Annotated in this window: 20 protein-coding genes; 8 read left to right on the forward strand and 12 right to left on the reverse strand. The window is 68.3% G+C overall.

Features of this window, described 5'->3' with window-relative positions; translation table 11 throughout:
• The first annotated feature begins 75 nt into the window (after positions 1–75).
• Positions 76–567, forward strand: a complete 492-nt coding sequence (locus tag L6Q21_RS12695; RefSeq protein WP_237831138.1) for a DUF2721 domain-containing protein — start codon at positions 76–78, stop codon at positions 565–567.
• Between the two features lie 3 nt (positions 568–570).
• Here the strand turns inward: L6Q21_RS12695 and L6Q21_RS12700 are convergent, their stop codons facing one another.
• On the reverse strand, positions 571–2898 hold the full coding sequence (locus L6Q21_RS12700) for a transketolase (RefSeq protein ID WP_237831139.1): 2328 nt from the start codon (positions 2896–2898) through the stop codon (positions 571–573).
• A 99-nt stretch (positions 2899–2997) separates the two neighbouring features.
• On the opposite strand from L6Q21_RS12700, the gene L6Q21_RS12705 reads away from it, so the two are divergent.
• Positions 2998–3450: a CopD family protein gene (locus tag L6Q21_RS12705; protein WP_237831140.1), complete on the forward strand. Its 453-nt coding sequence runs from the start codon at positions 2998–3000 to the stop codon at positions 3448–3450.
• Here L6Q21_RS12705 and L6Q21_RS12710 read toward each other — a convergent pair.
• Positions 3447–3701 (reverse strand): hypothetical protein, encoded by a 255-nt coding sequence (locus L6Q21_RS12710; RefSeq protein ID WP_237831141.1) that lies wholly within the window; start codon positions 3699–3701, stop codon positions 3447–3449. The two genes, L6Q21_RS12705 and L6Q21_RS12710, sit on opposite strands and share 4 nt — an antisense overlap.
• A gap of 236 nt (positions 3702–3937) precedes the next feature.
• Here L6Q21_RS12710 and rho point away from each other — a divergent pair, with 236 nt between their 5' ends.
• The 4 genes from rho to L6Q21_RS12730 all read left to right on the forward strand — a co-directional run bounded on the left by rho (position 3938) and on the right by L6Q21_RS12730 (position 8924).
• The gene (rho, locus tag L6Q21_RS12715; RefSeq protein WP_237831180.1) at positions 3938–5194 is read left to right on the forward strand and encodes a transcription termination factor Rho; all 1257 of its coding nucleotides are present in this window, start codon (positions 3938–3940) and stop codon (positions 5192–5194) included.
• 556 nt (positions 5195–5750) lie between these two features.
• Entirely contained in the window at positions 5751–6644 is an 894-nt protein-coding gene (locus L6Q21_RS12720) for a DUF3011 domain-containing protein (protein WP_237831142.1), read from the forward strand.
• A gap of 112 nt (positions 6645–6756) precedes the next feature.
• The gene (locus tag L6Q21_RS12725) at positions 6757–8001 is read left to right on the forward strand and encodes a dipeptidase (protein ID WP_237831143.1); all 1245 of its coding nucleotides are present in this window, start codon (positions 6757–6759) and stop codon (positions 7999–8001) included.
• A gap of 152 nt (positions 8002–8153) precedes the next feature.
• On the forward strand, positions 8154–8924 hold the full coding sequence (locus L6Q21_RS12730) for a class I SAM-dependent methyltransferase (RefSeq protein WP_237831144.1): 771 nt from the start codon (positions 8154–8156) through the stop codon (positions 8922–8924).
• 480 nt (positions 8925–9404) lie between these two features.
• Here L6Q21_RS12730 and L6Q21_RS12735 read toward each other — a convergent pair whose 3' ends face one another.
• From L6Q21_RS12735 to rsmI, 3 genes are read right to left on the reverse strand one after another with little or no spacing between them, the layout of a single operon-like run.
• Positions 9405–10145 (reverse strand): transglutaminase family protein, encoded by a 741-nt coding sequence (locus L6Q21_RS12735; protein WP_237831145.1) that lies wholly within the window; start codon positions 10143–10145, stop codon positions 9405–9407.
• Between the two features lie 24 nt (positions 10146–10169).
• On the reverse strand, positions 10170–10535 hold the full coding sequence (locus L6Q21_RS12740; RefSeq protein ID WP_237831146.1) for a YraN family protein: 366 nt from the start codon (positions 10533–10535) through the stop codon (positions 10170–10172).
• Entirely contained in the window at positions 10532–11410 is an 879-nt protein-coding gene (rsmI, locus tag L6Q21_RS12745; RefSeq protein WP_237831147.1) for a 16S rRNA (cytidine(1402)-2'-O)-methyltransferase, read from the reverse strand. Before rsmI ends, L6Q21_RS12740 begins: the two co-directional genes overlap by 4 nt.
• Between rsmI and L6Q21_RS12750 the strand changes: the two genes are divergently transcribed.
• Positions 11409–12719 (forward strand): penicillin-binding protein activator, encoded by a 1311-nt coding sequence (locus tag L6Q21_RS12750; protein WP_237831148.1) that lies wholly within the window; start codon positions 11409–11411, stop codon positions 12717–12719. The two genes, rsmI and L6Q21_RS12750, sit on opposite strands and share 2 nt — an antisense overlap.
• A 346-nt stretch (positions 12720–13065) precedes the next feature.
• Here L6Q21_RS12750 and L6Q21_RS12755 read toward each other — a convergent pair whose 3' ends face one another.
• The 7 genes from L6Q21_RS12755 to mnmE all read right to left on the reverse strand — a co-directional run bounded on the left by L6Q21_RS12755 (position 13066) and on the right by mnmE (position 21144).
• Positions 13066–13668 (reverse strand): DedA family protein, encoded by a 603-nt coding sequence (locus tag L6Q21_RS12755; protein WP_237831149.1) that lies wholly within the window; start codon positions 13666–13668, stop codon positions 13066–13068.
• Positions 13669–13671: 3 nt separating this feature from the next.
• Entirely contained in the window at positions 13672–14643 is a 972-nt protein-coding gene (gshB, locus tag L6Q21_RS12760) for a glutathione synthase (protein ID WP_237831150.1), read from the reverse strand.
• Positions 14644–15082: 439 nt separating this feature from the next.
• Complete coding sequence (locus tag L6Q21_RS12765; RefSeq protein ID WP_237831151.1) at positions 15083–15946, reverse strand: ParB/RepB/Spo0J family partition protein; 864 nt, start codon at positions 15944–15946, stop codon at positions 15083–15085.
• 28 nt (positions 15947–15974) lie between these two features.
• On the reverse strand, positions 15975–16742 hold the full coding sequence (locus L6Q21_RS12770) for a ParA family protein (protein WP_255696892.1): 768 nt from the start codon (positions 16740–16742) through the stop codon (positions 15975–15977).
• On the reverse strand, positions 16742–17350 hold the full coding sequence (rsmG, locus tag L6Q21_RS12775; protein WP_237831153.1) for a 16S rRNA (guanine(527)-N(7))-methyltransferase RsmG: 609 nt from the start codon (positions 17348–17350) through the stop codon (positions 16742–16744). The genes L6Q21_RS12770 and rsmG overlap by 1 nt, the downstream gene beginning before the upstream one ends.
• A gap of 121 nt (positions 17351–17471) precedes the next feature.
• Entirely contained in the window at positions 17472–19295 is a 1824-nt protein-coding gene (gene mnmG, locus L6Q21_RS12780; RefSeq protein ID WP_237831154.1) for a tRNA uridine-5-carboxymethylaminomethyl(34) synthesis enzyme MnmG, read from the reverse strand.
• A gap of 580 nt (positions 19296–19875) precedes the next feature.
• The gene (gene mnmE, locus L6Q21_RS12785; RefSeq protein ID WP_237831155.1) at positions 19876–21144 is read right to left on the reverse strand and encodes a tRNA uridine-5-carboxymethylaminomethyl(34) synthesis GTPase MnmE; all 1269 of its coding nucleotides are present in this window, start codon (positions 21142–21144) and stop codon (positions 19876–19878) included.
• Positions 21145–21311: 167 nt separating this feature from the next.
• Between mnmE and L6Q21_RS12790 the strand changes: the two genes are divergently transcribed.
• Complete coding sequence (locus L6Q21_RS12790; RefSeq protein ID WP_237831156.1) at positions 21312–22106, forward strand: crotonase/enoyl-CoA hydratase family protein; 795 nt, start codon at positions 21312–21314, stop codon at positions 22104–22106.
• Positions 22107–22268 lie beyond the last annotated feature (162 nt).

Raw genomic sequence — 22268 nt, forward strand, 5'->3', positions numbered from 1 at the left:
GACCGAACCACCTCTCCGCACCCCCACACCCCACAACCGCTTGACGGCCCTCCCCGCAACCGCCACCCATCGCCGATGCTGCCGATCAACCCGCATCTGGAAGTCCCGCTGCTGGCGCAGCTCATCCAGCTTTCCATCGCGCCGGTCTTCCTGCTGACGGCGATCGGCGCCTTCCTCTCGGCCATTACCACCCGCCTCGGCCGGGTGATAGACCGCGCCCGCGCGCTCGAAACCATCATCGCCAGCGAGGGCGTGGAAAACAACGACACCGCGCTCGCCGAACTCGCCAGCCTCGACAGGCGGATGCTGCTCGCCAACCGCGCCGTCGCGCTTTCGGTTTCCTCGGCGCTCACCGTCTGCGCCCTCATCATCGTGCTCTTCGTCTCGGCGGTCAGCCCGATTCATCTGGAGCAGGTGGTGCCGATCCTCTTCATTCTGGCGCTGCTGCTGCTGACGGCCTCGCTCACCGCCTTCGCGCTGGAAATCCGCATCTCCATCCGCACCGTCCGGGTCCGCGCGGAACTGATCCGCCACATGCCGCAGCCGCGCTTCCCCTTCCCGCGCTGACGCTCACCCCAGAAGCTGCGCCACCGCCTCGACGATCGCATCGGCGTCCAGCCGATATTCGCGGTAAAGGTCGTCCAAAGATCCGGTCTGCCCGAAGCGGTCGGTGCCCAGCGGGTTCACCCGCTGCCCGCGGACGCCGCCCAGCCAGGAAAGCGCCGCCGGCGCCCCGTCGAGCAGCGTCACCAGCCCTGTCCCCGGCGCCAATCCGCCCAGCAGCGTCTCGATGTGCGAAGCCCCTGCCTCGCCCTTCCACCGCCCGGCCCTTGCCCGCGACCAGTCCCGGTGCAGCCTCGCCGGCGATGTCACCTGCAACAGCCCCAGCCCCGGCATATCCTCGGAAAGCTGCGCGTGCGCCTCCAGCGCCTCGGGCATCAGCGCCCCCATCGCCACCAGCGCCACCGGCTCGGCGGCGGCCGGCGCGATCCGCCAATAAGCGCCCTTCAGGCACCCCTCTTTCCAGCCGTCGTCCGCCCGCACCGGCTGCGCAAGGCTCCGCGTCGACAGCCGCAGATACAGGCTGTCGCCGTCCACCGCCTGCATCGCCCGGAAGGCTTCCTCCATCAGCAGCGCCAGCTCGTCGGCATAGGCCGGCTCGTAATGCGTCAGCCCCGGCTGCCCCATGGCGATCAGCGGCGGGTTGATGGACTGGTGCGCCCCGCCTTCCGCCCCCAGCGTCAGGCCGGAAGGGGTGGCCACCAGCAGGAAGCGCGCGTCCTGGTAACAGGCGTAGTTCAGCGCATCGAGCCCGCGGGCGATGAAGGGGTCGTAGACGGTGCCGACCGGGAACAGCCGCTCGCCGAACAGCGGCGCCGCCAGCCCGGCGGCCGCCAGCATCAGGAACAGATTATGCTCGGCGATCCCCAGCTCCACATGCTGGCCGGCGGGATTGCCCTTCCATTTCTGCGGGCTGGGGATTCGCGCGTCGCGGAACACGTCGGGCAGGTCCTGCCGGCGGAACAGCCCGCGCTGGTTCACGAACGCCCCCAGATTGGTGCTGACGGTGACGTCGGGCGAAGTCGTCAGGATTCGCGCCGCCAGCGCGCTGTCGCCCTTGGCCAGCTCGAACAATATCTTCCCGAAGGCCGCCTGCGTCGACTGCTCCGCCCCTTCCGGCACCGGAATCGCCGGCACGGCGACGGCCGCCGCCGGCCGGTCCCCGCCCTTGCGGGCGATGGGGCTCGCCTCCACGAAGGCCTTCAGTTCGGCCGCCGCATTCGCCCCCAGCCCGCCATAAGGCGCCCACTCGGCCCCCTCGGCAATGCCAAGGCTCCGGCGCAACCCGTCGATCTGCGCCGGAGTCATCAGCCCGGCGTGGTTGTCCTTGTGCCCGGCCAGCGGCAGGCCCTGCCCCTTGATGGTATAGGCGATGAACAGCGTGTTGCGCTCGTCCTTCGCGGAGTCGAACGCCTGCGTCAGCGTCTCCAGGCAATGGCCGCCAAGCGTGGTCATCAGCCGCTGCAAACCGTCGTCGTCGTGCGCGGCGACCAGCTTCAGCGCCCGGGCGTCGCCGGCCAGATCGGCGTTCAGCCGCTCGCGCCAGGCGGCCCCGCCCTTGTAGGTCAGCGCGGCATAGTCGGCGTTGGGGCAGGTCTCGATCCAGTCGGCGATCGCCTGCCCGCCGGGCCGGGCGAAGGTCTCGCGCTGCAACCGGCCATGCTTCAGCGTCACCACCCGCCAGCCGCAGGTCTCGAAGATGTCGTCGAAGCGGCGGAACATCCGGTCCGCCGTCGTCGCGTCGAGCGACTGGCGGTTGTAGTCGACGATCCACCAGCAATTGCGGATGTCGTGCTTATAGGCCTCGATCAGCGCTTCGTAGATATTGCCTTCGTCCAGCTCGGCGTCGCCCATCAGCGCGATCATCCGCCCGGCCTCGCCGGCATCCAGCGCACCATGGGCGATCAGCCAGTCCTGCACCAGGCTGGCGAAGGCGGTCACCGCCACCCCCAGCCCCACCGAGCCGGTGGAGAAATCCACCGGAATCCGGTCCTTGGTGCGGCTGGGATAGCTTTGCGCCCCGCCGAAGCCGCGAAAGGCCTGCAACGCCTCCAGGCTCTGCCCGCCCAGCAGATAATGGATGGCGTGCAGCACCGGCCCGGCATGCGGCTTCACCGCCACCCGGTCGTTGGGGCCGAGCGCGTGGAAGTAGAGCGCCGTCATGATGGCGGTGATCGAGGCGCAACTGGCCTGATGCCCGCCCACCTTGATCCCGTCGGCATTCGGGCGGAGATGGTTGGCGTTGTGGATGGTCCAGGCGGACAGCCAGCGCAGCCGCGTGTCCAGCGCTTCGAGAAGGGCGATATCCTGCCCGGCGGAAAGGGTTCGGGTGGCCATGGCCGGATATTAGGCCATGTCCGGCCCGGAGGAAATCGCCCCGATCGCGCCAGCCGCCCGCTTGCCGGCGGGGCGGGGCAGGGCCATAAGCTCGCGCCCATGGAGCATCTCATCGGCTGGCTCGGGCCATGGTATATGCCGCTGAAGGCGGCGCATGTCGTCGTCACCTTCTTCTGGGTGGCGGGCCTCTTCATGCTGCCGCGCTACCTCGTGCACCAGGCCGGAGTCCCCGTCGGCAGCCCGGAGGATCTGAACTGGCGCGAGCGCACGGCGAAGATCCGCCGGATCATCCTCACCCCCGGCCTCGTCGCCACCTGGATTCTCGGCCTCTCGGTCGCCACCAGCTACGGCCTGGCCGGCAGCGGCTGGATCCACGCCAAGATCGCGCTGGTCTTCCTGCTCAGCGGCTATCACGGCTGGATGGTCGCCACGGCGAAGAAGATGGCGCGCGGCGAACGCCCGATTCCCGAACGCCGCCTGCGCTTCCTCAACGAAGTGCCGGCGCTGTTCACCATCCTTATCGTCACGCTGGCGGTGCTGAAGCCCTTCTAGCGCTCCAGGATATTGGCGATCACGAACAGGATCTGCGCGTTCACGAACACGCCGACGCCCATCACCGCCATCGCCAGGCCGGGCCCGACGCCCAGCATCGGCACAAGCTGGCTCCACGGCAGGGAAAGCGCCGGCGCCAGCTCGCCCGGCAAGGGCATCGCCGAACCGTAGCGGCCGATCAGCAAGGAGCCCAGCGCCATCAGTCCGCCCAGAAGCCAGGCCCAGCCCAGAAAACGCACGATAGTCGACATTCAGCCCCTCCCGCTTGCCTGCCGTGGCCGAACTCTAGGCGCGGCACATGCCAAAAGGCAATGCCCACCCGCATCTTGAACACAGGCGCCCCTCGCCCCACATCACGGGCTTGACCGGGCCGCGCGCAAGGCTTACCGCGCGCACTGAAGGCGGCCCGTCCTGGCAACCGCCCCTTGCTTTCCGCCCCCGCTGCCATTTCACCCGGCCGCCCGGCGTCTTCATGCAGAAAGCCGTCATGCATCTCATCGAACTCAAGAAGAAAACCCCCGCGGACCTGGTCGCCATGGCCGAGGAACTGGGAGTCGAGCAGGCTTCCACGCTGCGCAAGCAGGACCTGCTGTTCGGCATCCTGAAGGCGCTGGCCGACAATGGCGAGGAAATCATCGGCACCGGCACCATCGAGGTGCTGGCCGACGGCTTCGGCTTCCTCCGCTCGGCCGAGGCGAACTATCTCGCCGGCCCGGACGACATCTACCTCCAGCCCGGCATGGTCCGCCGCTACGGCATCCGCACCGGCGACACGGTGGAAGGCGAGATCCGCGCCCCCAAGGACGGCGAGCGCTACTTCTCCATGGTGAAGGTGAACCGGATCAATTTCGACGATCCGGAAGTGCTGCGCCATCGCGTCAACTTCGACAACCTGACACCGCTCTACCCGGACGAGAAGCTGAATCTCGACAACGCCGACCCGACCAACAAGGACAAGTCGAGCCGCGTCATCGACATCATCAGCCCGCAGGGCAAGGGCCAGCGGGCGCTGATCGTCGCCCCCCCGCGCGTCGGGAAAACGGTTCTCCTCCAGAACATCGCCAAGGCGATTTCCGCCAACCACCCCGAAGTCTATCTGATCGTTCTCCTCATCGACGAGCGGCCGGAAGAAGTGACGGACATGCAGCGCTCGGTGCAGGGCGAGGTCATCTCCTCCACCTTCGACGAGCCCGCCGCCCGCCACGTGCAGGTGGCCGAGATGGTGATCGAGAAGGCCAAGCGCCTGGTCGAGCACAAGCGCGACGTGGTGATCCTCCTCGACTCGATCACCCGCCTCGCCCGCGCCTACAACTCGGTGGTGCCAAGCTCCGGCAAGGTGCTCTCGGGCGGTGTCGACGCCAACGCCCTGCAGCGGCCGAAGCGTTTCTTCGGCGCCGCGCGCAACATCGAGGAAGGCGGCAGCCTCTCGATCATCGCCACGGCGCTGATCGACACCGGCAGCCGCATGGACGAGCTGATCTTCGAGGAGTTCAAGGGCACGGGCAACTCGGAAATCGTCCTCGACCGCAAGGTGGCCGACAAGCGCATCTTCCCGGCGATCGACGTCGGCAAGTCCGGCACCCGCAAGGAAGAGCTTCTGGTCGACAAGGCGACGCTTTCCAAGATGTGGGTGCTTCGCCGGATCCTCATGCAGATGGGCACCGTCGACGCGATGGAGTTCCTGCTGGACAAGATGAAGGACTCGAAGACCAACGAGGATTTCTTCGGCTCGATGAACCAGTAGCTTCGCCACCGGTTCGGAAAAGCGGGCGGCTGGCCGAGCGGGCGATCCCTTTCGCCCGCTAGTCCCCGGCGGATCGGGCGGCGTCCGGGTTCGAACTCGCCTTAGAGTTGGCGATTATGCAGTTTACCAACCAGCGGCAATTGTGCGGGTCGCCGGCCTGACACCGGACATTTCCAACAGCCGTCACCCCGGGCTTGACCCGGGGCCCAGCTTTTCTGCCGTCGCAGCGCTTGAGGAAGACAGCGGGACCCCGGGTCAAGCCCGGGGTGACGGAGGAGTTTCACAGCCGCCGCTTCCCAGCGGAACCGACGTTCGCCGCCCGGGTTTGCAAACTGCACGATCACCCATAATATCCGATCGAACGAACAAGGCCGATTTCCATTCGACTGTCGGAACAACCCTGGAAGCCGTGGCGGGTTCGACCCTTTTCAGCAATGGCAGCGGAATGCAAACCGGGCTTCGAGCCGGGACAGCGCCGCCTATTGTCCGCGCTGGACGAGGGCTTCGCCTTCTGCGACTGTTTCCCCTCCGAACTCCCAGACAGACAGGGCCTGACATGCGCAGCACCACATTCGCAATCCTCCCGGGCGCCGTCCTCACGGGCCTTTTGCTGGCGGCTCCCGCCGGCGCCCAGGTCGCGCAGACCCTGCCGGGCCGCCCGACCGTTCCCACCCGGCCAACCCCGCCGCCGCAGACGCTGCCCGCCCAGCCCTCCGGGCCGGGCCATAGCTGGGACCAGTCGCACAACCTGCCGCAATATTTCGCCGGCACCACCCGCTGCGAATCGCAGAACCACCGCACCCGCACCTGCCGCGCCCGCACCCAGAACCGGGTGGAAATCGTGCAGGTGCACGGCGGCTCCTGCCAGCGCGGCCGCAGCTTCAGCTACGACGCGAACGGCATCACCGTGTCGGACGGCTGCCGCGCCACCTTCGCTTATGGCTATGGCAATGTCCGCCCCCGGGCCGACAGCGGCCCGAACGCCCTGCCCTGGCTGCTGGCCGGCGCCGGCGCCACGGCGGGCATCGTCGCCATCGCCAACAGCGGCGGCAACGACCAGCCGCAGCAGGAGGCCCGCCCGGCCCCCGTCGCCCCGCCACCGCCGCCCCCGGTCGAGGCCCAGCCCGAGCCCAGGCCCGAACCGAAGCCGGAACTGCCGCAACCGCCGTTCCCGGCCCTGCCGCCCGCCAAGCTGGAGGCGAACATCCAGATGCTGACGCCGGATCAGCAGCGCAGCATGCAGATCTGCCTGTTCGAAGCCGCGCGGCAGACGGGCGTGACCGGCGGCACGCATGTCCGCCTCGATTCCGTGGACGAGATCGTGCAAGGCAATGGCGGCTGGCGCTTCCGCTTCCGCGCCACCGGCACCTGGCCGAACGGCCAGCGCCAGTATAATGCCTTCTGCCGCGCCACCCCCACCCAGATCATAGAATTCACGGCAAGCCGCTGAACAAAGCCTCCTCCCATCGGGGAGGGAGGAGGGCGGCTCGCCAAAGCCCAGGCGGCAGGGGGGGAACAAGCACCCCCTTGCCGCCCCTTCGTTCAAACCCTACCAATCCCCCATGCGCATTCTCCTCACCGCCGCCCTTCTCGTCACCGCCGCCTGCGCCCAGGCCCAGCCGGCGAAGACCGCCGAAACCCCGGAGGCCCGCGCCCAGAGGGTGCTGACGGAAGCCCCGCTCGCCGACGGCCATAACGACTGGCCCTATGCGCTGCGCCTCGGCAACGGCTTCGAGGGCGCGAAGACCGCCGATCTCGACAACCCCGTCACCATCCAGTCCATGAGCAGCTTCGCCACCGGCGGGGCGGTTCGCGGCCACACCTCCATCCCCTGGCTGCGCGAGGGGCGGATGGGAATCCAGCTCTGGTCGGTCTATGTCCCCTCCAGCCTCTCGCCCGAGGAGGCGGTGCAGCAGAGCTTCGAGCAGATCGAGATCGTCAAGACCTTCCCCGCCCGCCGCCCGGAAACCTTCGCGCTCGCCACCACGGCGGCCGAAGCGGAAGCGGCGTGGAAATCCGGCCGCATCGCCAGCCTGATCGGCCTCGAAGGCGCGCACCAGGTGGCGGACGATATCCCGACGCTCCGCCGCGCCTACGCCGCCGGCGCCCGCGCCATGACGCTCACCCACAGCCGCGCCACCGCCCTGTTCGACAGCGCCACCGACGCGCCAAGGCACAATGGCATGGCCCCGGCCGGCGCGGCGATGATCGCCGAGATGAACCGCCTCGGCATGCTCATAGACCTCTCGCACGTCTCGCCGGCCACCATGCACGCCGTGCTCGACGCGTCCACCTCGCCGGTCATCTTCTCCCACTCCAGCGCGAAGGCGATCACCGACCACCCGCGCAACGTGCCGGACGATGTGCTGAAGCGCATGCCGAAGAATGGCGGGATCGTCATGGTCACCTTCGTCCCCGCCTTCATCGACCAGGCCCGCGCCGACTGGCAGAGCCGCCGGGACGAAGCCCGCAAGACGGCCGGGCAGGGCGCAGCGGGTCAGGGCGACGCCGCCAATGCCCGCCTGAAGGAATGGGACGCCGCCAACCCCCGCCCTGTCTCCACGCTCGCCATGGTGGCCGACCATATCGAGCATGTGGCGAAAGTCGCCGGCCACGACCATGTCGGCATCGGCGGCGATTTCGACGGCGTGCCGGACCTGCCCGAAGGCCTCGGGAACGTCTCCACCTATCCGGCCCTCTTCACGGAACTGGCGCGGCGCGGCTGGACGGACGCCAATCTGCGCAAGCTCGCCGGCGAAAACTTCCTACGCGTCCTGAAGGCGAACGAAGCCCGCGCAAAGCCCTGAAAAACCCTCCCCCTGTCAGGGCGAGGGCGACTCGCCAAAGGCGAGCGGGGAGGGGGCGAGCGGGGAGGGGGGAACGAGCCGGCAGGCACAGCCGCCATTCGTCGAAACCCCCCTTGACCCCGGCGGCGCGCTGTCAGACCCATAGGCCCGCGATGCGCTTCATCCTGCCCCTGCTCCTTCTGCTCGCCGCCTGCGGCGGCGCGCCCGCCCCGGCCGAACCGCCGGCGGCGGAAAAGGCCGCGCCGCAACAACTGGCGCAGATCCCGATCTTCCCGCCACCAGACCGCCCCGTCGCGGCAATCAGCGGCAGCGGCGCCTGGTCGGACGAGGACAGCCGCGACGACAGCCGCGAGGCCGAGCGGGTCTTCAAGTTGCTCGGCATCCGCCCCGGCCTCACCGTCGCCGACATCGGCGCCGGCAGCGGCTATTACACCGTCCGCCTCGCCCCGGCGCTGGCGCCCGGCGGCCGGGTGATCGCCAACGACGTCATCCCCGATTATGTGAAGCGCCTGCAACAGCGCACACAAGCCAAGGGCCTCACCAACATAGAATTCGTTCTGGGCGACTCCGGCAACGCCAACCTGCCGCGCGAAAGCGTGGACATCGCGCTGATGGTCCACATGTACCACGAGATCGCCGACCCCTTCAGCCTGCTGTGGCACCTGCACGAAAGCCTGAAACCCGGCGAAACCGCCCAATCCCAGGCCCAATCTCCGGGCGGCCTCGTCGCCATCATAGACGCCGACCGCCCCACCAGCCGCCACGGCACCCCGCCGGACCTCCTGAAATGCGAGCTGAAAGCCACGGGCTACCGCCAGATCGCCTTCCACCGTCTGGAGAACAACAGCTACCTGGCGATCTTCGAACCGGAATCCCGCCCGGACCCGGCGAAGATCCAACCCTGCAAAACCCCCCGAACCTAAAGCCCCTCCCCTGACAGGGGGGTGGGGTGGGGCCGAGCCGCCAGCGCCCACAGTCCCGCTTCGTTCAGCCTCCGGCGGCCAGGGCTTCGCCCTGGACCCAGCAGGGGCGTGACGCCCCTGCACACCCGATCCTCCACGCAGCGCCAAACCGGCCGAGCCATTCAGACAACCAACCTCCCACCCCGTCCCCCCGGGCTTGACCCGGGGTCCAGCTTTCCGCCTCCACCGCCGTGCCCGCCCAGAAGCTGGACCCCGGGTCAAGCCCGGGGGGACGAATGGTTCCGGCGGATGCAACCACCCGAACACAGTCGCGCGCGCAACCGATCCGATTGCCTGCGGCGCTCGAACCACCCAGCGCCGCAGGCCATAAACCCTTCCACCAGCCCAACCCCGCCGCAAACCCCGAGAACCGGGGGTGCAGGGGCGTCACGCCCCTGCTGGGTCCAGGGCAAAGCCCTGGCCGCCGGAGGCAGAAACCCCCTACCGCGCCAAAGCCTCGAACGCCGCCCGTATCCGCCCCACCGTATCCGGATCGTGCGTCGTCTCGCGCATGGCCGCCAGCGACCGCCGCGCGGCGTCCTTGTCGCCGGCTTTCTGCTCCAGCCGCGCGCGCTCCCACCACAGCGCCGGCATCCCGGGCGCCACCAGCGTCAGCCGGCGGTAGAGCGTCAGCGCGCGCGGCTCGTCGCCGGCTTTCAGGGCTCGGCTGGCCTGGTTCATCACCAGCCGCACCAGCGTCTCGCGGTTGTCCATCGGCCTTGTTCCGGGCACGGCGTTTTCCAGCATGCGCCCGTCGTGGAAGGGGTCCAGCATCACCTGCTCGGCCTCCGGGCCGATGGCCACGAACACATGCCCCGGCACGCCGCGCAGGTTCGCCGCCCAGCCGTGCCGGCGGGCGATGGCGACATAGAGGATGGCGAGCGCCACCGGCAGCCCGCGCCGCCGTTCCAGCACGGAGATGAAGTCGGCGTTGCGCGGATGGTCGTAGTCGTCGCAATCGCCGGTGAAGCCCTCCTCCCGCGCCAGCAGCCGGCCCAGGGCTCCGGCTTGCGCGGCGGAGCCGCGAACGGCCCCCGGCAACCGCGCCGCCAGCGAATCGAGCAGCAGCAGCGGCCCGGACAAATCCGGGCGAACGCGATCGGCGGCGGCGATGTCCAGCGCCGCCAAATCCAGCCTTATCTCCGCGTCGTCGTAACAGCCCAGCGTCGCCAGCGGGTCCATGGGGGTGCCTCCTCCGAGTCTTATCTATTGCACCCCTGCAATATGGCGCGGCCAATGCCCGGGCGCCAGCGCAATCAGATCGACCCGCGCGCTCGGCGCCGGCCGCCCGGGCCGAACCGCCTCGGCGGCAAGCTGAACGGCGGCACGCTGCAGGCGCAAGGCCGCCTCCGGCTTCAGCGCGCAAAGCGCCGCCTCCAGGGTCGGCCGCTGCTTCACTTCCACCACCGCCAGCACGTCCCCGCGCCGGGCGACGATGTCGATCTCGATCATCGGCATCCGCCGCCGCCGCGCCACGATCCGCCAGCCCTGCGCCTGCAGCCACAGCGCCGCCCACATCTCGGCCCGCCGCCCCCGCCGCTCGGCGGCCCATCTCGCAGAGGCGCGGCTCACTGCCCGCCCTTCAGCTCCAGCGCCCGCGCATAGACCTCGCCGCGCGGCACCCCCAGCGCCGCCGCTACGCTCGCCGCCGCCTTCCCCGCCGGCAGCGTCTGCAAGGCGGCCTTCAGTGCCTGATCCAGCGCCTCGGCCGAGGAAACCTCCGCCGCCGGCGGCCCCACCAGCAGCACGATCTCCCCCTTGGGTTCTTCGCCAGCAAACCGCGCCGCCAGTTCGTCCAGCGCCCCGCCCACATATTCCTCATGCCGCTTGGTCAACTCCCGCGCGACCGCCGCCTGCCGTGGCCCGAACGCCCGCGCCAAAGCCACCAGCGTCGCCGCCAGACGCGGCCCGCTCTCGTAGAAGATCAGCGTCGCTGGCACGCCCGCCAGCCCGGCGATGGCCTTGTCCCGCGCCGCCGCCTTCGCCGGCAGGAACCCGGCGAACAGGAAGCGGTCGGACGGCAGGCCGGAAATCGAAAGCGCCGCGATCGCCGCGGAAGGCCCCGGCGCCGTCGTCACCGCGATCCCGCGATCCCGCGCCGCCCGCACCAGCTCCATGCCGGGGTCGGACACCAGCGGAGTCCCCGCGTCCGACACCAGCGCCACCGCCGCATGCGCCATCCGCGCCAGCAGCTTCTCCTCCACTTCGGCCGGGCTATGGTCGTGATAGGCCAGCATCGGCCGATCGCTTCCGGCCGCCCGCAGCAGCTTCGCCGTCACCCGCGTATCCTCGCACGCCACCAGATCGGCCTGCCGCAGGAACCGCGCGGCGCGCGGCGACAGGTCCTCGAGGTTGCCGATAGGCCCCGCGACGATATACAGCCCGGGTTCAAGGCGGCCTTCCGGCAGGGGGTCGGATGGCGAAACAGCGGGCGGAGTGGAACGCATGCAGGCACATTGCGAGGCGGACGGCACAAGAGCAAGCGCCCCCACCGGATTCGAGGCCGGATTCGGGCCCGGATTCGGGCGGCGCACATTCGCAACGGGCCTCGCGCTCTCGGTGCTGGCGCTGGCGGCCTGCGCCCCGCGCGCCAAGCCGCCGGTGGCGCCGGTCGCGCCGCCGCCGCCGGTCGAGAAACCCGTCGAGGTGAAGCCCGGCGAAACCCACCGCATCGCCATCCTCGTGCCGCTGACGGGCGCCAACGCCCCGGTCGGGATCAGCCTCGCCAACGCCGCCTCACTGGCGCTGGTCGACACCAACAAGCAGGGCGTCCGCCTCTCCAGCTACGACACCGCCGCGCTCGGCGCCGCCGGCGCCGCCAACCGCGCCATAGCAGACGGCGCGCAGCTCATCCTCGGCCCGCTCCTCTCGGCGGACGCCGCCGCCATCAAGGCGGCAGCGGCCAGCAAGGGCATCACCGTCCTCAGCTTCTCCAACGACGCGGCGATCGCCGGCGGCAATCTCTTCGTGCTCGGCTTCCAGCCGGCGCAATCGGTCGGCCGGGTGGTCGATTATGCCGCTTCGCGCGGCGCGAAGAAGTTCGCCGGCCTCGTGCCGGACGGGGTCTACGGCCAGCGCGCCTCGGTCGCCTTCACGCGCGCCGTCGCGCAGAACAGCGGCCAGGTCGTCGCCCTCACCAACTTCGCCCGCACCCCGGCCGCGCTGCCCGCCGCCGCCCGCAAGGTCACCGATTTCGACGCGCGCCAGAAAGCCGCCACCGCCACCACCCCCACCACAAGGCCGGACGGAACGGTGGCCCCCGCCAGCCGCGCCACGCCCCCCATCGCCTTCGAAGCGCTGCTGGTGGCGGATTCCGGCGCCATCGCCGCCGCCTTCTCGCCGCATCTCGCGAAATTCGGCGCCGCGCCCGGCAGTTACCTGCTGATGGGCACCGAGCTCTGGAACACCGAGCCCGGCCTCGGCAAATCCCCGGCGCTGAAAGGCGCCGTCTTCGCCGCCGTGCCGGACCAGCGCTTCCAGTCCATGTCGCGCCGCTACCAGGCCCGCTTCGGCGGCACCCCGTCCCGCCTCGCCAGCCTCTCCTACGATTCGATGCTGCTCGCCATCAGCGCCGCCGGCGCCCAATGGCAATTGGGCCAGATCTTCCCGCAAGCGGTCCTGGCAGACCAGCAGGGCTTCGCCGGCGTGGACGGCATCTTCCGCTTCAAGGGCAACATCGCCGAACGCGGCCTGGAAGTGCAGCAGGTCACCCCCCAGGGCTTCAGCACGGTCAGCCCGGCCCCCACGGCCTTCTGAACCCAAAAACCCCTTCCTACCAGGGAGGGGTTGGGGTGGGGGCGAGCCGCCAGCGCCCACAGTCCAGCTTGTGCAGCCTCCGGCGGCCAGGGCTTCGCCCTGGACCCAGCAGGGGCGTGACGCCCCTGCACCCCCGATCCTCAACCAAGCGCAAAACCAACCAACTCCACTACCCGTCACCCCGGGCTTGACCCGGGGTCCAACTTTTCCGCCAGCACCGCGTTCAAGGAAGACAGCCGGACCCAGGGTCAAGCCCGCGGTGACGCGAGCGTTTCACAGCCCCCGCTTCCCACCGAAACCGCCGTTCGCAGCGCGGGTTCGCAAACCGCACGATCACCGAAAGAACCTACCCCTTCCACCGCTTCCACATCACCACGCGGTAGAGATAGATCGCAAAGCAAACGAAGATCACCGCGGTCGAAAGCGGCCCGATCACCTTGTCGATCTCCTCGAAGCGGTTGCCCAGATAATAGCCCGCCACCGTCAGCCCCATCGTCCAGATGAAGGTGCCGATGGTGGAATAGATCATGAAGCTGCGCACGTTCATCCGCACCAGCCCGGCCGGCACCGAGATCAGCGAGCGGATGGTCGGCAGCACCCGCCCCACGCCCACGAAGGCGCCGCCATACCGGTGGAACAGCCGCCGCCCCCGGTCGATCTCCTCATGGTCCATGGTCAGCACCCGGCCATAGCGCACCAGGAACTGCTCGAAACGGTCCAGCCCCAGCTTCCAGGCGATCCAGAACCACAGCACATTGCCCGCCATCGCCCCGACCGTGCCGGCAACGATCACCCCGAACAGCGAACCGCCCTGCTGCGCGACGTTGATGCCCGCGATCGGCATGATCACTTCAGAGGGAATCGGCGGGAAAACCGTCTCCATGAACATCAGCAGCGCGACGGCGACATAGCCCCAGTTCTCGATGAACTGCCCGATCCACTCGCTCATGGCTCAGGCGCCCGCCCGCAAGGCTTCCACCTTGCTCCAGAACAGGGCGGGAATGTCGGTGCCGTTGAAACGGTCGATGGCAACGATGCCGGTCGGCGAGGTCACATTGATCTCCGTCAGCTTGCCGGCGATCACGTCGATCCCCACGAACATCAGCCCCAGCCGCTTCAGGTCCGGGCCGATCGCCGCGCAGATCGCCTGCTCCTCCGGGCTCAGGTCGGTCGCATGGGCCGAACCGCCGGCCGCCAGATTGGACCGTATCTCGCCGGCCCTGGGCAGGCGGTTGATAGCCCCCACCGGCTCGCCGTCCAGCAGCACGATCCGCTTGTCGCCCTTGGACACGTCGGGAAGGAAGGCCTGCACCATGAAGGGCTCGCGCCACACCTTGCCGAACAGCTCCACCAGCGCCGGCAGGTTGGAATCGCCCGCCGGCACATGGAACACCGCCGCCCCGCCATTGCCGTAAAGCGGCTTCACCACCACTTCGCCATGCTTCGCGCGAAATTCCTGCGCCGCCTCCAGCGACCGGGTCACCAGGGTCGGCGGCATAAACTCCGCAAAGTTCAAAACGAACAGCTTCTCCGGCGCGTTCCGAACCGAGGCCGGGTCGTTCAGCACCAGCACGCCGGCCGCCTGCGCCCGCTCCAGCACATGCGTCGCGGTGATATAGGCCATGTCGAAGGGCGGGTCCTGCCGCATCAGCACCACGTCGATGCTGTCCGCCATGTCCAGCCGTTCAGGCTCGCCCAGCCAGCGAAAATGCGGCTCCCCCGGCGCCTGCGGGCGCATCGCCGTGACCGGTCGCGCCGTCACCACCACCCGGCCCTCGACCCAGTCGAGCTGGTCGGGCAGATAATGCCAAAGCCGATGCCCCCGCGCCACCGCGCCCAGCATCAGGGCGAAAGTCGAATCCCCCGCCACATTGATTCCCTCAAGCGGGTCCATCTGGACAGCGATTCGAAGCGAAGAGGCCATGGCCGGGCTGATAGGCCCCCAATAGCGACAAACTCAAGAAAGTTCGTAGCTTTGGGCAGCCTCCGGCGGCCAGGGCTTTGCCCTGGACCCAGCAGGGGAATGTTTCCCCTGCACCCCCGATCCTCAACAAAGCGCAAAACCCCCAAAGCCGCTCAGCCACTCAACTCGTCACCCCGGGCTTGACCCGGGGTCCAGCTTCTCCGCCACCATAACGCCGGAGAAACAATCCAGCATTCGCGCGCCAACAATTCCGATTGCCTGCGGCGCCGGGCAAAGCCAGCGCCGCAGGCAATCAAATAGCCAACAAGCGCAACCCCGCCGCAAATCCCGAGAACCGGGGGTGCAGGGGCGTCACGCCCCTGCTGGGGTGAAGGGGCAAAGCCCCTTCAAACTCAGGAATGCAGCCTCCCGTGCCACATCCGCCGAAGCCAAAACGCCCTTACCCCTGCAACCGCTCGATAACCCGGTCCAACTGATCCAGATCGGAGAATTTGATCGTCACCGTCCCACGCTTGCCGCGCGCTTCGATGGCCACCTGCAACCCCAGCGTCTCGCTGATCTGCGATTCCAGCATTTCCAGATCGGCGTCGCGCTGGGCGGGGGCGGATTTGGCGAGCTTGGGGGCGGGGGCGTTGTGGCTCTTGCGGGCAGCTTCCTCGGCCTGCCGCACGGTCAGCCCGCGTGCGGCGATTTCCTTGGCGAGGGAAGCGGGTTCCTTCGCCTGCAACACCGCCTTGGCATGGCCGACCGAGAGCAGCCCCATTTTTACGAGCGCCTGAGCATCGTCCGGCAAGTCCAGCAAACGCAAGAGATTTCCGACATGGCTCCGCGCCTTGCCGGTCACGGCCGCCACCATCTCCTGAGTATGTGAATATTCTTTTACAAGCCTATGATATCCCTCGGCTTCTTCCATGGGATTAAGGTCGGCGCGCTGCACATTCTCGATGATCGCCGCTTCATAGCCATCGGCTTCCGAGAAGGGCCGGATCACCACGGGGATCTCGTGCAACCCGGCAATCTGGCTGGCCCGCCAGCGCCGCTCGCCGGCGACGATTTCGTAGCGCCCCTCGGTCGCCGGACGCACCAGAATCGGCTGCAGAACCCCCTTGATTCGAATGCTGTCGGCCAGTTCGTTCAGCGCCACTTCGTCGAAATGCCGGCGGGGCTGGCGCGGGTTGGCGTCGATCATGCCGACGGGCAGGCTGGAGGCGCCCGCTTTCGGATCGGCGCCGGGCGCCGCCGATCCCATTTCCTCCAGCAGCGCCGAAAGTCCGCGCCCCAATCCCCCCTTTTTCACAGCCATGGTTCCAACCCTTACCCTTTTCAATCCTTCAGGCGGCCCGTGCCGGCTGGGCGATCATTTCCCGCGCCAGCGCCATATAGGCTTCCGATCCCGGGCAGCGCATATCGTAGAGCAGCGCAGGCAAGCCATGGCTGGGCGCTTCGGAAAGCCGCACATTCCTCGGGATCATGGTTTCGAACACCCGCGCGCCCAGGGCGGCCCGCACATCGGCGGCCACCATGTCCGACAGGCGGTTGCGCCTGTCGTGCATCGTCAGCACCACGCCCTCGATGTCCAGCTTCGGATTCTGCCGGGCGCGAACCTGTTCCACCGTCTTCAACAATTGCGAAAGCCCTTCCATCGCATAGAATTCGGTCTGCAACGGAATCAGCACCCCATCGGCCGCCACCAGCGCATTCAGGGTGAGCAGGCTGAGGGAGGGAGGGCAGTCGATGAAGATATAATCGCAGGCCGGCAGCCGCTGGAAAGCCGCCTTCAGGCGACCGGCGGCATTGGGTTCGCCCACCAGTTCCACTTCCGCGCCGGCCAACCCTTCGATGGCCGGCACGATCATCAGGCCGGGCACCAGCGTTTCCTGCGCGGCGCTGCCGGCGAGCAGCGGATCGAACAGGATTTCATAGCTGGAAGGAGAGCGCTTGTCGCGCGGGATGCCGAATCCGGTGGAGGCGTTTCCCTGCGGATCGAAATCGATGATGATCACCCGCTTGCCGCTGGCGGCAAGCGCGGTGGCCAGATTGACGGCGGTGGTCGTCTTGCCGACCCCGCCTTTCTGGTTTGCGATGGCTATGGCTCGCATCACAACCTCTTCAGGTTTCGGACCAGGAGGATTCGCGCCTCCGGATCGGTCAGGCTGTCGCGGGTTTCCAGATCGAAGAGGAAGCGGCGTTCGGCTTCCTCCACTTCCTCGGCCCAGCGGCGGCCCTTGGGAAAGACGAAAAGTCCGCCGGGGCGGACATGGCGGATGGCCCAGTCGAAAAGCTGGTCGAGCGAAGCGGCAGCGCGGGCGGTTGCCACCTGCACTCCCAGCGTCGGCAGCTTCTCGACCCGGCCGCAGACGATGGAAATATTCTCCCGAAGATTGAGCTCGTCGCGGACGGCTTCCAGAAAGCGGGTTTTCTTGGCGATGGAGTCGACCAGCGTGAACCGCCCCCAGCCCATGGCGGCCAGCACCATTCCGGGAAAGCCTCCACCCGCCCCGATGTCGAGCCAGCTCTGCCCTTGCGGCACATGGCGGACGAGTTGCGCCGAATCGGCGAAATGCCGGCCCCAGATATCGGTGAGGGTGGCTGGCCCGACGAGATTCATCTTCTCCTGCCACTCCACAAGCAGTTCCGCATAGCGCGCGAGCTTGTCCATTGTTCCACGTGGAACATCGAACTCGGCCTGAAATTCCTCGGGGCGCATTTGTTCCACGTGGAACAAATGCGGAGGGGAGGGAAGGGGCAAGGCGGATTCATCCACAGCTTCATGAACCGAAACCGTGTCAGGCGTGCGGTTCCGGCGTTCGGCGGCGTTCGAAAATGCTTCAGGCGGCGCGAAGGTCCGTCTTGCGCAGCCAGGCGAGAAGGGCGGTGACCGCAGCCGGCGTCACCCCGCGCACGCGCGAAGCCTGCCCCAGCGTTTCCGGCTGCGCGCTTTGCAGCCGCTCCGCCATTTCGTTCGACAGGCCGGGGATGTCGCGGAAAATTGTTCCACGTGGAACAATCAAAGCCTCATCCTGCCGCATGCGGGCGACATCGGCTTCCTGCCGTTCGAGATAGACGGCATAAGCGGCATCGGTCAGCACAGTCTCGACGACATCCGCCGAAGCGGAAAGATCAGGCGCCAGCCGCTGTAGGATAGACCAGTCGACTCCGGGGAAACGCGCCCAATCCCAAAGCGTGCGGGCGATGCCATCGCCTTTCACTTCGGGAATCGCCGCGGCTGGAATCTTTCGCGCCTTCAATTCCGCCGTCAGCGAATCGACGGCAGCCCGGCGGGCCTGGAAACAGGCCGCGCGCTCGGTGCCGATGCAGCCCAGCGCCAGCCCCTTGCCCGTCAGGCGCAAGTCGCTGTTGTCCGCCCGAAGCCGCAGCCGATATTCGGCGCGCGAGGTGAACATGCGATACGGCTCGGACACGCCATGGGTGACGAGATCGTCCAGCATCACCCCGATATAGCTTTCCGCCCGGTCCGGCACCCAGCGCGCGCCGGCCGCGTTCAGCCCGGCGACCAGCCCCTGCGCGGCCGCTTCCTCATACCCGGTGGTGCCGTTCACCTGACCGGCCAGCCACAGGCCGGGCAGCGCCTTCAATTGCAGCGTCTGGTCGAGCGCGCGGGGGTCGATATGGTCATACTCCACCGCATAGCCCGGCTGCACGATCCGGGCGCGCTCGAGCCCGGGAATGGAGCGGACGATCGCTGCCTGCACATCTTCCGGCAGGCTGGTGGAAATGCCGTTCGGGTAGATGAGGGGATCGTCCAGCCCTTCCGGCTCCAGAAAAATCTGATGCCCGTCCCGGTCGCCGAAGCGCATCACCTTGTCTTCGATAGACGGGCAGTAACGCGGGCCGACCCCCTCGATCCGGCCGGCATACATCGGCGAACGGCCAATGTTACGGCGGATCGTCTCATGCGTTTCCGGCGTGGTGCGGGTGATGTAGCAATCCACCTGCGGGGTGGTGGTCACCTTAGTCAGCGTGGAAAAGAAGGCTGGCTCGGAATCCCCGGCCTGCGCTTCCAGGTTGGACCAGTCGATGCTGCGCGCGTCGAGACGCGGCGGCGTGCCGGTCTTCAACCGCCCCATCGGCAGGCCGAGCGCCCGAAGCCGGACCGCCAGCGCCGAAGCGCCGGATTCGCCGACCCGCCCCCCCGCCAGCTGCCGCTCGCCGATGTGCATCACCCCGCCCAGAAAAGTGCCGGTCGTCAGCACGACGGCGCCAGCCCGCAATTCGCCGCGCGAAGTGACGACGCCGGCGCAGCGGCCATGCTCCACCAGCAGGTCGGTGACTTCCGCCTCCACCACTTCCACGCCGCTCTGCCCGACCAGTGCACGGATGGCGGCAGCGTAAAGTCGCCGATCCGCCTGCGCGCGCGGCCCCTGGACCGCCGGCCCACGGCTGCGATTCAACAGACGAAACTGGATGCCGGCCCGGTCCGCCGCGCGGCCCATGATGCCGTCCATCGCGTCGATCTCCCGGACCAGATGCCCCTTGCCCAGGCCGCCGATCGCCGGGTTGCAGCTCATCTGCCCGATGTTGTCCCGCCGGTAGGTGACCAGCGCGACACGCGCGCCAAGACGCGCAGCGGCGCAGGCCGCCTCGGCGCCGGCATGGCCGCCGCCAACGACAAGGACATCATGGTGGGTCACGTGAGGGCCATAGCAGATTGTTCCACGTGGAACAAAGGGGTGGGTGTGGGGGCGCGGCGGGGTTTTGCCTCCGGCGGCCAGGGCTTTGCCCTGGACCCAGCAGGGGCGTGACGCCCCTGCACCCCCGGTTCTCGGGGTGTGCGGCGGGGTTGGGCTGGTGGGGTGGTTTATGGCCTGCGGCGCTGGGTGGTTTTAGCGCCGCAGGCAATCGAATCGGTTGCGGACGCGGCTGTGTTCGGGGGTTTGAGCGACCATAGCCATTCGTCACCCCGGGCTTGACCCGGGGTCCAGCTTCTGGGCGGGCACGGCGGTGGAGGCGGAAAGCTGGACCCCGGGTCAAGCCCGGGGGGACAGGTGGTGGAGTTGGTTGCCTGAACGGCTCGGCCGGTCTGGCGCTGCGTCGAGAATAGGGGGTGCAGGGGAAACATTCCCCTGCTGGGTCCAGGGCAAGGCCCTGGCCGCCGGAGGCTCCCCAGGTTGGACGGTGGGCGCTGGCGGTTTGCTCCACTCCAACCCCTCCGTGCAAGGGCGGCTTTGATTGTTCCACGTGGAACAATTTGGGTTATTTCAGGCGAAACAGCTACTTGCCTATGCAGAAGCGGCTGAAGATGGCGCCGAGGACGGCTTCCGGGTCTATCCGGCCGGTCAGGCGGCCGAGGGCGTGGGCGGCGCTTCGGAGGGATTCGGCGGCGAGGACCGGGTCCTTCTGCGTCTGGGCTTCGCGGGCGTAGAGGAGGGTTTCGGCGATGAGCTGGCGCTGGCGTTCGGTGCTGACGAGCGGGGGTTCGCCGGTGGGGATTTGGGTGGCGGCCCATTGGGTGAGCCAGGATTCGAGTTCGGCGAGGCCGGCGCCTGTGCGGGCGGAGAGGTGGAAGCGGCCGTCGTGGCGGCCGGGGGGGAGGCCGGTTTCGTCGATCTTGTTGCGGATGTTGCCGCCCTCTCCGAGGTCGAGGAGGAGGTCGGCGGAACTGGCGCGGGCGCGGGCGCGGGCTATGCCTTCCGCCTCTATGGGGTCGGCGGTTTCGCGCAGGCCGGCGGTGTCGAGGAGGGTGGCGGGGCGGCCGGCGAGATCGACGTGGATTTCGAGGACGTCGCGGGTGGTGCCGGCGTGGGGGGTGACGATGGCCACGTCGCGGCGGGCGAGGGCGTTCATCAGGCTGGACTTGCCGGCGTTGGGCGGGCCGACGATGGCGATGGTGAGGCCGTGGCGAATCCGCTCGGCGAGTGGGGCGGCGTTCAGGGCGGTTTCGAGGCTGGCGACGAGCTGGGCCAATTGGCGGTTGGCGGGGCGCTCGGGGGTTTCGGCCACGTCGGATTCGTCGGCGAAATCGAAATCGGCTTCCATGTCGGCGAGGATGTCTATGAGTTGGCTGCGCCAATGCTCGGCCTCGGCGCGCAGGCGGCCGCCGCTGTTGGCCAGCGCCAGTTCGCGCTGGGCGTCGGTTTCGGCGGCCAGCAGGTCGGAAAGGGCTTCGGCCTGGGTAAGGTCCATGCGGCCGTGGAGGAAGGCGCGGCGGGTGAATTCGCCGGCTTCGGCCGGGCGGGAGCCGAGGTCCGTCAGCGCGCGGAGCAGGGCGGAGACGACGGCGGGGCTGCCGTGACAGTGCAATTCGGCGACATCCTCCCCGGTGAAGCTGTTCGGGCCGGGGAAGGTGATAATTAATGCCTTATCAAGGAGTTGCTGCGTTTTTGGGTGGAGAATGCTGCGCAGCATCGCGGTTCGGGGAGGGGGCAGACGACGGGTGCCGGTGAGGTTGCGCACCATATCGAACACGCCTTCGCCGCTGAGGCGGATGACGGCCACGCCTGACGGGAGGGGGCCGGTGGAGAGGGCGTGTATGGCCTGCATGGTGTGGTTTTACGGTTTCCGGTGGCTGGCGGGAATCGAAATCCGGTTTTCGGCGACTTTTCGGCGTCTGGGGCTGGCCGGGGTTTGGGGAATGCTATTGGATAGGTTCATAATCCCGGCTTAAGCGCCATCTTCTCTTCCTGTGTAATTGCCAATGGAGGCCTGCCTTGGATCCCTTCCTTCTTGTCGAGCGCGACGGCCCGGTGGTCACGGCGACGCTCAATCGCCCGCAGCAGCGCAACGCGCTTTCGGAAGCGGAGCATTTCGCCGAGATTGAGGATTTCTGCCGCAAGGTGGACAGCGACCGCGGGATTCGCGCCGTGGTGCTGACCGGGGCGGGGTCGGCCTTCTGCGCCGGCGGCGACGTGAAGAAGATGCGCGATCGCACCGGCATGTTCTCCGGCTCCCCCTATGGGCTTCGGAACGGCTATCGCATGGGTATCCAGTTGATACCCAAGGCTTTTTATGAGCTGGAGACTCCGGTGGTGGCGGCGATCAACGGGCCGGCGATCGGGGCGGGGCTGGATCTCGCCTGCATGTGCGACGTGCGGATCGCCGCCGACACGGCGCTGTTCGCGGAAAGCTTCGTGAAGCTGGGAATCGTGCCCGGCGACGGCGGCGCCTGGCTGCTGCCGCGAATCATCGGCCTATCGCGCGCCAGCCTGATGACGCTGACCGGCGACAGCATCGACGCGCGGCAGGCGCTGGAATATGGGCTGGTGAGTTCGGTGGTGCCGGCCGGCGAGCTGCTGGGCGCCGCGCGGGAAATCGCCGGGCGGATCGCCGCCAACCCCGGGCCGGCGGTGCGGCTGGCGAAGCGGCTGCTGCGCGAGGGGCAGGACATGAAGCTGGGGCCGTTGCTGGAGCTTTCGGCCGCCTATCAGGCGCTGGCGCACAATGAAGAAGAGCATCATGAGGCCGTGGCCGCCTTCCTGGAGAGGCGTCCGCCCCGGTTCGATTAGGGTGGGGATTCCTGTTGGCCTTCGTCATTCCGGGCTTGACCCGGGGTTCGGCTTTCTTTGTCGAGCGCGGGGCGGGCGGAAAAGCTGGACCTCGGGTCAAGCCCGGGGTGACGGGGAAATGCGGGGCGGCGGGAAAATGGGGGGCGACGGGGAAATGCGGCG

This window comes from Sandaracinobacteroides sayramensis, from assembly GCF_022014495.1.
In the GTDB taxonomy this organism is placed as follows: Bacteria; Pseudomonadota; Alphaproteobacteria; order Sphingomonadales; family Sphingomonadaceae; genus Sandaracinobacteroides; species Sandaracinobacteroides sayramense.